Annotated in this window: 9 protein-coding genes and 3 rRNA genes; all 12 read left to right on the top strand. The window is 47.5% G+C overall.

Annotated features, from left to right (window positions below):
* The first annotated feature begins 82 nt into the window (after positions 1-82).
* The 12 genes from M1D69_RS20840 to rrf all read left to right on the top strand — a co-directional run bounded on the left by M1D69_RS20840 (position 83) and on the right by rrf (position 12636).
* On the top strand, positions 83-1492 hold the full coding sequence (locus M1D69_RS20840; RefSeq protein ID WP_458105014.1) for an anthranilate synthase component I family protein: 1410 nt from the start codon (positions 83-85) through the stop codon (positions 1490-1492).
* 13 nt (positions 1493-1505) lie between these two features.
* The gene (pabA, locus tag M1D69_RS20835; protein ID WP_458105015.1) at positions 1506-2090 is read left to right on the top strand and encodes an aminodeoxychorismate/anthranilate synthase component II; all 585 of its coding nucleotides are present in this window, start codon (positions 1506-1508) and stop codon (positions 2088-2090) included.
* Positions 2090-2938 (top strand): aminodeoxychorismate lyase, encoded by an 849-nt coding sequence (pabC, locus tag M1D69_RS20830; protein ID WP_458106094.1) that lies wholly within the window; start codon positions 2090-2092, stop codon positions 2936-2938. Before pabA ends, pabC begins: the two co-directional genes overlap by 1 nt.
* A gap of 14 nt (positions 2939-2952) precedes the next feature.
* Complete coding sequence (gene folP / locus M1D69_RS20825; RefSeq protein WP_044153463.1) at positions 2953-3810, top strand: dihydropteroate synthase; 858 nt, start codon at positions 2953-2955, stop codon at positions 3808-3810.
* On the top strand, positions 3803-4165 hold the full coding sequence (gene folB, locus M1D69_RS20820; protein ID WP_101865159.1) for a dihydroneopterin aldolase: 363 nt from the start codon (positions 3803-3805) through the stop codon (positions 4163-4165). The genes folP and folB overlap by 8 nt, the downstream gene beginning before the upstream one ends.
* Complete coding sequence (gene folK, locus M1D69_RS20815; RefSeq protein WP_458105016.1) at positions 4162-4665, top strand: 2-amino-4-hydroxy-6-hydroxymethyldihydropteridine diphosphokinase; 504 nt, start codon at positions 4162-4164, stop codon at positions 4663-4665. The genes folB and folK overlap by 4 nt, the downstream gene beginning before the upstream one ends.
* Positions 4617-4826 carry a helix-turn-helix domain-containing protein gene (locus M1D69_RS20810; protein ID WP_458105017.1) on the top strand — a complete coding sequence of 70 codons (210 nt, stop codon included), beginning with the start codon at positions 4617-4619 and terminating at the stop codon, positions 4824-4826. Before folK ends, M1D69_RS20810 begins: the two co-directional genes overlap by 49 nt.
* A gap of 24 nt (positions 4827-4850) precedes the next feature.
* Entirely contained in the window at positions 4851-5852 is a 1002-nt protein-coding gene (dusB, locus tag M1D69_RS20805) for a tRNA dihydrouridine synthase DusB (protein WP_458105018.1), read from the top strand.
* 91 nt (positions 5853-5943) lie between these two features.
* Positions 5944-7443: a lysine--tRNA ligase gene (gene lysS, locus M1D69_RS20800; protein WP_024123647.1), complete on the top strand. Its 1500-nt coding sequence runs from the start codon at positions 5944-5946 to the stop codon at positions 7441-7443.
* Positions 7444-7819: 376 nt separating this feature from the next.
* Positions 7820-9369: ribosomal RNA gene (locus tag M1D69_RS20795) — 16S ribosomal RNA — on the top strand.
* A gap of 169 nt (positions 9370-9538) precedes the next feature.
* Positions 9539-12466 (top strand): 23S ribosomal RNA (locus M1D69_RS20790).
* A 54-nt stretch (positions 12467-12520) separates the two neighbouring features.
* Positions 12521-12636, top strand: a 5S ribosomal RNA gene (gene rrf, locus M1D69_RS20785).
* Together the 16S, 23S and 5S rRNA genes form the textbook arrangement of a ribosomal RNA operon.
* The last annotated feature ends 22 nt before the right edge of the window (positions 12637-12658 follow it).

Here is a 12658-nt window from a genome sequence, read left to right as displayed (position 1 = left end):
TGGAAGAGAAATTCACTTTTTTCACTCATGATATTGCTTTACAATAAAAAAAGCAGAAAAAGAAAACAGAGGAATGATATAAATGGCACAACGCAGACCGGCAGGCAGAAAAGTACCTTTTCAAAAAGATTCATTCTTGCAACAATATGAGAAACTTTCACAATCCAGAAAACAGCACGTGCTTCTTGAAAGTGCAAGAGGCGGCAGATACAGTATAGCTGGTCTTGATCCAATTGCGGCTGTCAAGGGAAAAGACGGAATTACAACCATTAAGCATGGGGATGAGACACTGTTTAAAGAGGGTGACCCCTTACGCGCTTTCCACAGTTGGTTTAAAACGCTGGAAACAGAAACGGATGAAGAACTGCCTGATTTTCAAGGGGGAGCAATCGGCTTTCTTAGCTATGATTACGCACGCTACATTGAAAATTTTAAAATGCTCTCATTAGATGACCTGGAGACACCTGATATCTATTTTCTTGTCTTTGATGATATAGCCGTCTATGACCATGAAGAACAGGCTCTTTGGCTGGTCACTCATGTGAATGACGAGAACGAATCAGCGGACGAAAAGCTGTCCAAGCTCGAACATATGTGGCTGACTGAGCTTCCCGGTGAGCCGTTACAAGAGATGACATATACAGCTGACGGTTCCTTTGCAGCGCCTTTTACTGAAGAAGGCTTTTCTCAGGCTGTAGAGAAAATCAAGCAATACATTGCCAGCGGAGATGTTTTTCAAGTCAATCTATCGATCAGGCAGTCGCAGTCGCTGTCTGCTCACCCGTATGAGATCTACAAAAAGCTGAGAGAAGTGAATCCTTCTCCATATATGGCATATTTAGAAACACCAGATTTCCAAATTATTTGCGGATCTCCTGAACTTCTTGTCAGCAAAAAGGGCAAACTGTTAGAGACAAGACCGATCGCGGGCACTCGTTCCAGAGGGCAAACGGATGAGGAAGACGAAGCGCTCGCAAATGAATTAATCCATAATGAAAAAGAACGCGCTGAGCATGTCATGCTGGTTGATCTAGAACGAAATGATCTGGGCAGAGTTTCACGTTACGGATCAGTGCGGGTTAATGAATTCATGGCAATTGAAAAATACTCCCACGTCATGCACATTGTGTCTAATGTCCAAGGTGAACTGCAGGATGGATACGACGCTGTAGATATTATTCATGCTGTATTTCCTGGAGGAACGATTACAGGTGCTCCTAAAGTAAGGACAATGGAAATTATAGAAGAACTTGAGCCGACACGCCGTGGGCTTTATACTGGATCTATAGGGTGGTTTGGGTATAATCAGGATCTTCAGTTTAATATCGTGATCCGAACCATTTATGCAGCCGGAGGGCAGGCGTTTATGCAATCCGGAGCAGGAGTTGTGATTGATTCTGTCCCTAAGCATGAATACAGAGAATCATTCAAAAAAGCTTTTGCGATGCAAAAGGCGTTAGAGCTGAGCGAAGCAGAGACAAAAATTAGATGAGGTGAGCGGAGAAATGATTTTAATGATTGATAACTATGATTCTTTCACGTACAACTTAGTACAGTATTTGGGCGAGCTTGGAGAAGAGCTGATTGTAAAACGCAATGACGATATCACAATAGAGCATATTGAAGAGCTGTCACCGGATTTCTTAATGATTTCACCTGGACCGTGCAGTCCTGATGAAGCTGGAATCAGCCTTGAAGCAATTAAATACTTCGCAGGCAAAATTCCCGTTTTTGGTGTGTGTCTCGGACATCAGTCTATCGCACAGGTATTTGGCGGAGACGTGGTCAGAGCAGAGCGGCTGATGCACGGAAAAACCTCAGAAATCGAACATGACGGCAAGACGATCTTTAAAGGTTTGCAAAACCCGCTTGTGGCGACACGATACCACTCGCTGATCGTAAAACCTGAGACGCTGCCAAGCTGTTTCACAGTAACCGCACAAACGAAAGAAGGAGAAATCATGGCTATTCGGCACAATAACCTTCCGATAGAAGGCGTACAATTTCATCCAGAGTCTATTATGACTTCCTTTGGAAAAGAAATGCTCAGAAATTTTATTGAAACGTACCGCAAGGAAGTCATTGCGTGATGATATATGTAAACGGCCGATTTATAGAGGAGAAAGATGCAGTTCTTTCTCCTTTTGACCATGGTTTTTTATATGGGATCGGTGTGTTTGAGACCTTCAGGCTTTATGAAGGCCGGCCGTTCCTGCTTGATTGGCATATAGAACGGCTTGAACGCGCACTTAAGGATCTGCAAATCGAATACACTGTGACAAAACAAGAGATGATTGAAATGCTGGACAAGCTGCTCGGGCTGAATGATATCAAAGACGGCAATGCCCGCGTCAGGCTGAACATATCAGCCGGCATCAGCGATAAAGGCTTCGCTGCTCAAACTTACGATAACCCGACTGTTTTATGTTTTGTTAACCAGCTAAAACCAGAAAGTCTTCCTTTGCAAAAGGAAGGAAAGGTGTTATCGATACGGAGAAACACACCGGAGGGGCCGTTCCGGTTAAAATCACATCACTATTTAAATAATATGTATGCGAAACGGGAGATCGGAAATGATCCGCGGTTTGAAGGGATCTTTTTAACGGAGGATTGCGCTGTGGCAGAGGGCATCATTTCAAATGTCTTCTGGAGAAAAGGCAGCTCTATCTATACACCATCACTTGATACCGGAATTCTTGAAGGCGTCACGAGACGTTTTGTCATGGAGAACGCAAAGAAAATAGGGATGGATGTCAAAACAGGCCGCTACCAGCTTGAAGCCCTTTTGACGGCAGATGAAGCATGGATGACCAACTCGATTCTTGAGATCATTCCGTTTTCTAAAATAGAAGAAGTGAACTATCCGGGCCGAAACGGAGAAATAACTTCCGCTTTACAAACGCTATACCACCAAGAAATAAAGAACATGAATTCATGACAGGGAGGAAGAGAATGGCGCAGCAAACAATAGACCAAACACAAGTAATCCATACCAAACCCAGCGCATTATCATATCGAGAAAAGACGCTGGTGATGGGTATTTTAAACGTAACGCCTGACTCTTTCTCGGATGGCGGAAAATATGACAGCCTGGACAATGCCCTGTTGCACGCGAAAGAGATGATTGATGACGGTGCGCATATCATTGATATCGGAGGCGAATCGACAAGACCCGGCGCCGAATATGTGTCCGAGGACGAAGAAATGTCCAGAGTGATTCCTGTGATTGAACGGATTACAAAAGAGCTCGCAGTGCCGATCTCTGTAGATACGTACAAGGCTTCTGTCGCCGATGAAGCTGTTAAAGCCGGCGCTTCGATCATCAATGATATTTGGGGAGCAAAGTACGACCCGAAAATGGCTTCTGTCGCAGCTGAACACAATGTTCCGATCGTTCTCATGCATAACCGCAAAGAGAGAAACTACAACGACTTAATACCGGATATGCTGTCGGACTTAATGGAAAGTGTAAAGATTGCTGTTGAAGCAGGTGTAGAGGAAAAGAACATTATCCTCGATCCCGGCATTGGTTTTGCGAAGGACTATCACGATAATCTGGCAGTCATGAACAAACTTGAAGTTTTCAGCGGACTTGGCTATCCGGTTCTTCTTGCAACCTCCCGGAAAAGATTTATCGGCCGTGTCCTGGATCTTCCGCCTGAGGAGCGGGCTGAGGGCACAGGCGCAACCGTGTGTCTAGGCATTCAAAAAGGCTGTGACATTGTGAGAGTCCATGATGTAAAACAAATAGCCAGAATGGCGAAAATGATGGATGCAATGCTGAACAAGGGAGGGATGCATCATGGATAAAGTCTACGTAGAAGGCATGGAGTTTTATGGCTATCACGGTGTGTTAAAAGAGGAGAACAAGCTCGGACAGCGTTTTAAAGTCGATTTAACCGCAGAATTGGATTTAAGCAAAGCGGGACAAACAGACGACCTTGAGCAAACCATTAACTATGCCGAGCTTTACCACGTATGTAAAGATATCGTCGAGGGTGAGCCTGTGAAACTAGTGGAAACACTGGCAGAACGTATTGCGGACACTGTCCTGAAGAAATTTCATCAGGTGCAGCAATGTACTGTAAAAGTGATTAAGCCAGATCCGCCAATTCCCGGCCACTATAAATCAGTAGCAATAGAAATCACGAGAAAAAAATCATGAACAATACAGCTTATATAGCCCTTGGATCTAATATTGGAGATAGAGAAACGTATTTACGGCGAGCGGTGGCGATGCTGCATCAACATGAGGCAGTGACAGTCACAAAAGTGTCTTCTATTTACGAAACAGACCCAGTCGGATACGAAGCTCAAGATGAATTTTTAAATATGGCAGTTGAAATCGAGACGTCGCTGAATCCATTTCAGCTCCTTGAGCTCACGCAGCAGATAGAAAATGAATTGGGCAGGACGAGAGAAGTCAGATGGGGTCCGCGGACGGCAGACCTTGACATTTTACTGTTTAATCGTGAAAATATTGAAACAGAGCAACTAATTGTTCCGCATCCGAGAATGTATGAGCGTTTATTTGTCCTCGCACCGCTTGCGGAAATATGCACGCGGGTTGAAAAAGAGGCAAAAAGCGCGGAAACCGACCAAGAAGGTGTAAGAGTATGGAAGCAGAAATCTGGGGTAGACGAATTCGTGCATTCAGAAAGCTGAAAGGTTATACTCAAGAAGGATTTGCGAAAGCGTTAGGTATATCAGTTTCTATTCTCGGCGAAATTGAACGCGGAAACCGATTGCCGTCAGCTGCCATCATTCAAAGCGCAGCTGATGTTTTAAATATAAGTGCGGACGAATTGGCGCCGCCAGAAAAATAGAACAAATGAAAGGAGGAGAAAAATTTGTTCAAAATCGGAGATGTTCAATTGAAAAACCGGGTTGTGCTCGCACCTATGGCTGGTGTCTGCAACTCTGCGTTCAGATTGACGGTAAAGGAATTCGGAGCCGGATTGGTCTGCGCTGAAATGATCAGTGACAAAGCGATCCTTTACAACAATGCAAGAACTATGGGTATGCTTTATATCGATGAACGTGAGAAACCACTCAGCCTTCAAATCTTCGGGGGAAAAAAGGAAACCCTTGTGGAAGCGGCGAAGTTTGTAGACCAGAACACAACTGCTGATATCATTGATATTAACATGGGATGTCCCGTGCCGAAGATTACAAAATGCGATGCGGGTGCCAAATGGCTTCTCGACCCTGATAAGATTTACGAAATGGTTTCTGCAGTAGTGGATGCCGTCGATAAACCAGTCACAGTGAAAATGAGAATGGGCTGGGATGAAGACCACATTTTCGCAGTGAAAAACGCACAGGCTGTCGAGCGTGCGGGCGGAAAAGCAGTTGCGCTTCACGGCCGTACAAGAGTGCAGATGTACGAAGGAACTGCAAACTGGGATATTATCAAAGAAGTAAAACAATCTGTATCGATTCCGGTTATCGGGAACGGTGATGTCAAGACGCCGCAGGATGCTAAGCGTATGCTTGATGAAACAGGAGTAGACGGGGTCATGATCGGCCGTGCCGCTTTAGGCAATCCGTGGATGATATACCGTACGGTTCAATACCTTGAAACAGGTGAATTAAAAGAAGAGCCGCAAGTACGCGAAAAAATGGCGGTATGCAAACTGCATCTTGACCGCCTGATTAACTTAAAAGGTGAAAATGTAGCGGTAAGAGAAATGAGAAAACACGCTGCGTGGTATCTGAAAGGCATAAGAGGCAATGCGGAGGTTCGTAATGGAATCAATCATTGCGAGACAAGAGAAGAGCTTGTACAGCTTTTAGATGCATTTACTGTTGAAGTTGAGGCAAAAGAGCTTCAAGACGCAAAAGTAGGATAACACTCACCTCTATTTGCTGCTCACTGCCAGTTTTACGCTGGCAGTTTTTCTGCTTTTTTCATGAAACAATATCTGTAATGGAGTGATAACAATGAGTCAAGAAGAGCATAATCATGAAGAATTGAACGACCAGCTGCAAGTCAGACGCGACAAAATGAATCAGATGAGAGAAAACGGTATAGATCCATTCGGCGCACGTTTTGAAAGAACTCATCAATCTGAGCAAATTATTGCGGCATATCAAAATCTAACGAAAGAAGAGTTAGAAGAAAAAGCGATTGAAGTGACAATCGCAGGCCGTATGATGACAAAGCGCGGCAAAGGAAAAGCCGGCTTCGCGCACCTTCAGGATTTAGAAGGTCAGATTCAAATCTACGTAAGAAAAGACAGTGTCGGTGACGACCAATATGAAATCTTCAAATCTTCCGACCTTGGCGACCTTATCGGCGTAACCGGAAAAGTGTTCAAAACAAATGTAGGCGAACTGTCTGTAAAAGCAACATCATTTGATTTGCTGACAAAAGCGCTTCGTCCGCTGCCGGATAAATACCATGGTTTAAAAGACGTTGAGCAGCGCTACCGTCAACGCTACTTGGATCTTATCGTAAATCCAGACAGCAAACATACGTTCATCACACGCAGCAAGATCATTCAAGCGATGAGAAGATACCTTGATGATCATGGATACTTAGAAGTAGAAACACCAACTATGCACAGCATTCCAGGGGGAGCCTCCGCGCGTCCGTTCATTACCCATCATAATGCTTTAGATATTCCGCTCTACATGCGTATTGCGATTGAACTGCATCTGAAACGCTTGATTGTCGGCGGTTTAGAAAAAGTATATGAAATCGGCCGTGTTTTCCGTAATGAAGGCGTCTCTACACGCCATAACCCTGAATTTACAATGATTGAATTATATGAAGCGTATGCTGACTATAAAGATATCATGAGCTTAACTGAAAACCTTGTCGCTCATATCGCGCAAGAGGTGCTTGGCACGACGACAATCCAATATGGGGAAGAGCAAATCGAACTGAAACCTGAGTGGAAAAGAATCCATATGGTTGACGCAGTCAAAGAAGCGACAGGCGTTGACTTCTGGGAAGATGTAACTGTTGAGCAAGCCCGTGAATATGCAAAAGAGCATGGTGTAGAGATTAAAGACTCTATGACAGTGGGCCATATTATCAACGAATTCTTCGAACAAAAAATCGAGGAAACGCTTATCCAGCCAACGTTTATTTATGGACATCCAGTAGAAATTTCTCCTCTTGCTAAGAAAAATCCAGAGGATCCGCGCTTCACAGACCGTTTTGAACTGTTTATCGTAGGCCGTGAGCATGCAAATGCCTTCACAGAGCTAAATGATCCTATTGATCAAAGAGAACGCTTTGAAGCTCAATTAAAAGAACGAGAAGAGGGTAATGATGAAGCTCATTTAATGGATGAAGACTTCGTTGAAGCCCTCGAGTATGGCATGCCGCCAACAGGAGGCTTAGGCATCGGGATCGATCGCCTGGTCATGCTGCTTACGAATGCTCCTTCGATCCGAGATGTACTGTTATTCCCGCAAATGAGACAGCGCTAATATAAAAGAGCGTCAACCTTTCTAATAGAAGGATGACGCTCTTTTATAATTCCTTAGGTTTTTCTTCAAAAAACTATTGCACTATTATTTACAAGGTGGTATATTATTATTCGTTGCCGCTAAACAAGGCGATGACAAAAAAATAACTTCAAAAAAAGTTATTGACTTCAATGAGTCAACGAGTTATAATAATAAAGTCGCTTAAACGAAGTGACAAAATGATCTTTGAAAACTAAACAAGACAAAACGTACCTGTTAATTCAAGTTTTATTATAAAATCGCACAGCGATGTGCGTAGTCAGTCAAACTAAGGCCTGCACGATGCAGGTCACGCAGATGTTGTCACAGGATGTGACGAACTTAATCTGCGATCCATTTATCGGAGAGTTTGATCCTGGCTCAGGACGAACGCTGGCGGCGTGCCTAATACATGCAAGTCGAGCGGACAGATGGGAGCTTGCTCCCTGATGTTAGCGGCGGACGGGTGAGTAACACGTGGGTAACCTGCCTGTAAGACTGGGATAACTCCGGGAAACCGGGGCTAATACCGGATGTTTGTTTGAACCGCATGGTTCAAACATAAAAGGTGGCTTCGGCTACCACTTACAGATGGACCCGCGGCGCATTAGCTAGTTGGTGAGGTAACGGCTCACCAAGGCAACGATGCGTAGCCGACCTGAGAGGGTGATCGGCCACACTGGGACTGAGACACGGCCCAGACTCCTACGGGAGGCAGCAGTAGGGAATCTTCCGCAATGGACGAAAGTCTGACGGAGCAACGCCGCGTGAGTGATGAAGGTTTTCGGATCGTAAAGCTCTGTTGTTAGGGAAGAACAAGTACCGTTCGAATAGGGCGGTACCTTGACGGTACCTAACCAGAAAGCCACGGCTAACTACGTGCCAGCAGCCGCGGTAATACGTAGGTGGCAAGCGTTGTCCGGAATTATTGGGCGTAAAGGGCTCGCAGGCGGTTCCTTAAGTCTGATGTGAAAGCCCCCGGCTCAACCGGGGAGGGTCATTGGAAACTGGGGAACTTGAGTGCAGAAGAGGAGAGTGGAATTCCACGTGTAGCGGTGAAATGCGTAGAGATGTGGAGGAACACCAGTGGCGAAGGCGACTCTCTGGTCTGTAACTGACGCTGAGGAGCGAAAGCGTGGGGAGCGAACAGGATTAGATACCCTGGTAGTCCACGCCGTAAACGATGAGTGCTAAGTGTTAGGGGGTTTCCGCCCCTTAGTGCTGCAGCTAACGCATTAAGCACTCCGCCTGGGGAGTACGGTCGCAAGACTGAAACTCAAAGGAATTGACGGGGGCCCGCACAAGCGGTGGAGCATGTGGTTTAATTCGAAGCAACGCGAAGAACCTTACCAGGTCTTGACATCCTCTGACAATCCTAGAGATAGGACGTCCCCTTCGGGGGCAGAGTGACAGGTGGTGCATGGTTGTCGTCAGCTCGTGTCGTGAGATGTTGGGTTAAGTCCCGCAACGAGCGCAACCCTTGATCTTAGTTGCCAGCATTCAGTTGGGCACTCTAAGGTGACTGCCGGTGACAAACCGGAGGAAGGTGGGGATGACGTCAAATCATCATGCCCCTTATGACCTGGGCTACACACGTGCTACAATGGACAGAACAAAGGGCAGCGAAACCGCGAGGTTAAGCCAATCCCACAAATCTGTTCTCAGTTCGGATCGCAGTCTGCAACTCGACTGCGTGAAGCTGGAATCGCTAGTAATCGCGGATCAGCATGCCGCGGTGAATACGTTCCCGGGCCTTGTACACACCGCCCGTCACACCACGAGAGTTTGTAACACCCGAAGTCGGTGAGGTAACCTTTATGGAGCCAGCCGCCGAAGGTGGGACAGATGATTGGGGTGAAGTCGTAACAAGGTAGCCGTATCGGAAGGTGCGGCTGGATCACCTCCTTTCTAAGGATATTTACGGAATATAAGACCTTGGGTCTTATAAACAGAACGTTCCCTGTCTTGTTTAGTTTTGAAGGATCATTCCTTCGAAACGTGTTCTTTGAAAACTAGATAACAGTAGACATCACATTCAATTAGTAACACAAGATATCACATAGTGATTCTTTTTAACGGTTAAGTTAGAAAGGGCGCACGGTGGATGCCTTGGCACTAGGAGCCGATGAAGGACGGGACGAACACCGATATGCTTCGGGGAGCTGTAAGCAAGCTTTGATCCGGAGATTTCCGAATGGGGAAACCCACCACTCGTAATGGAGTGGTATCCATATCTGAATTCATAGGGTATGAGAAGGCAGACCCGGGGAACTGAAACATCTAAGTACCCGGAGGAAGAGAAAGCAAATGCGATTCCCTGAGTAGCGGCGAGCGAAACGGGATTAGCCCAAACCAAGAGGCTTGCCTCTTGGGGTTGTAGGACACTCTATACGGAGTTACAAAGGAACGAGGTAGATGAAGAGGTCTGGAAAGGCCCGCCATAGGAGGTAACAGCCCTGTAGTCAAAACTTCGTTCTCTCCAGAGTGGATCCTGAGTACGGCGGAACACGTGAAATTCCGTCGGAATCCGGGAGGACCATCTCCCAAGGCTAAATACTCCCTAGTGACCGATAGTGAACCAGTACCGTGAGGGAAAGGTGAAAAGCACCCCGGAAGGGGAGTGAAAGAGATCCTGAAACCGTGTGCCTACAAGTAGTCAGAGCCCGTTAATGGGTGATGGCGTGCCTTTTGTAGAATGAACCGGCGAGTTACGATCCCGTGCAAGGTTAAGCAGAAGATGCGGAGCCGCAGCGAAAGCGAGTCTGAATAGGGCGCATGAGTACGTGGTCGTAGACCCGAAACCAGGTGATCTACCCATGTCCAGGGTGAAGTTCAGGTAACACTGAATGGAGGCCCGAACCCACGCACGTTGAAAAGTGCGGGGATGAGGTGTGGGTAGGGGTGAAATGCCAATCGAACCTGGAGATAGCTGGTTCTCTCCGAAATAGCTTTAGGGCTAGCCTCAAGGTAAGAGTCTTGGAGGTAGAGCACTGATTGGACTAGGGGCCCCTACCGGGTTACCGAATTCAGTCAAACTCCGAATGCCAATGACTTATCCTTGGGAGTCAGACTGCGAGTGATAAGATCCGTAGTCGAAAGGGAAACAGCCCAGACCGCCAGCTAAGGTCCCAAAGTATACGTTAAGTGGAAAAGGATGTGGAGTTGCTTAGACAACCAGGATGTTGGCTTAGAAGCAGCCACCATTTAAAGAGTGCGTAATAGCTCACTGGTCGAGTGACTCTGCGCCGAAAATGTACCGGGGCTAAACGTATCACCGAAGCTGCGGACTGTTCTTCGAACAGTGGTAGGAGAGCGTTCTAAGGGCTGTGAAGCCAGACCGGAAGGACTGGTGGAGCGCTTAGAAGTGAGAATGCCGGTATGAGTAGCGAAAGAGGGGTGAGAATCCCCTCCACCGAATGCCTAAGGTTTCCTGAGGAAGGCTCGTCCGCTCAGGGTTAGTCGGGACCTAAGCCGAGGCCGAAAGGCGTAGGCGATGGACAACAGGTTGATATTCCTGTACCACCTCCTCACCATTTGAGCAATGGGGGGACGCAGGAGGATAGGGTAAGCGCGGTATTGGATATCCGCGTCCAAGCAGTTAGGCTGGGAAATAGGCAAATCCGTTTCCCATAAGGCTGAGCTGTGATGGCGAGCGAAATATAGTAGCGAAGTTCCTGATTCCACACTGCCAAGAAAAGCCTCTAGCGAGGTGAGAGGTGCCCGTACCGCAAACCGACACAGGTAGGCGAGGAGAGAATCCTAAGGTGATCGAGAGAACTCTCGTTAAGGAACTCGGCAAAATGACCCCGTAACTTCGGGAGAAGGGGTGCTCTGTTAGGGTGCAAGCCCGAGAGAGCCGCAGTGAATAGGCCCAGGCGACTGTTTAGCAAAAACACAGGTCTCTGCGAAGCCGTAAGGCGAAGTATAGGGGCTGACGCCTGCCCGGTGCTGGAAGGTTAAGAGGAGCGCTTAGCGTAAGCGAAGGTGCGAATTGAAGCCCCAGTAAACGGCGGCCGTAACTATAACGGTCCTAAGGTAGCGAAATTCCTTGTCGGGTAAGTTCCGACCCGCACGAAAGGCGCAACGATCTGGGCACTGTCTCAACGAGAGACTCGGTGAAATTATAGTACCTGTGAAGATGCAGGTTACCCGCGACAGGACGGAAAGACCCCGTGGAGCTTTACTGCAGCCTGATATTGAATGTTGGTACAGCTTGTACAGGATAGGTAGGAGCCTTGGAAACCGGAGCGCCAGCTTCGGTGGAGGCATCGGTGGGATACTACCCTGGCTGTATTGACCTTCTAACCCGCCGCCCTTATCGGGCGGGGAGACAGTGTCAGGTGGGCAGTTTGACTGGGGCGGTCGCCTCCTAAAAGGTAACGGAGGCGCCCAAAGGTTCCCTCAGAATGGTTGGAAATCATTCGCAGAGTGTAAAGGCACAAGGGAGCTTGACTGCGAGACCTACAAGTCGAGCAGGGACGAAAGTCGGGCTTAGTGATCCGGTGGTTCCGCATGGAAGGGCCATCGCTCAACGGATAAAAGCTACCCCGGGGATAACAGGCTTATCTCCCCCAAGAGTCCACATCGACGGGGAGGTTTGGCACCTCGATGTCGGCTCATCGCATCCTGGGGCTGTAGTCGGTCCCAAGGGTTGGGCTGTTCGCCCATTAAAGCGGTACGCGAGCTGGGTTCAGAACGTCGTGAGACAGTTCGGTCCCTATCCGTCGCGGGCGCAGGAAATTTGAGAGGAGCTGTCCTTAGTACGAGAGGACCGGGATGGACGCACCGCTGGTGTACCAGTTGTTCTGCCAAGGGCATCGCTGGGTAGCTATGTGCGGACGGGATAAGTGCTGAAAGCATCTAAGCATGAAGCCCCCCTCAAGATGAGATTTCCCATTCCGCAAGGAAGTAAGATCCCTGAAAGATGATCAGGTTGATAGGTCTGAGGTGGAAGTGTGGCGACACATGGAGCTGACAGATACTAATCGATCGAGGACTTAACCTAATATCTAATGATGTCACACCTGTTATCTAGTTTTGAGAGAACACTCTCAAATTGTTTGGTGGCGATAGCGAAGAGGTCACACCCGTTCCCATGCCGAACACGGAAGTTAAGCTCTTCAGCGCCGATGGTAGTCGGGGGTTTCCCCCTGTGAGAGTAGGACGCCGCCAAGCAATTGCACGTTAGTGCAATTAT

This window comes from Bacillus sp. PK3-037, from assembly GCF_054161355.1.
This window is presented reverse-complemented; position numbering and strand designations above follow the sequence as displayed.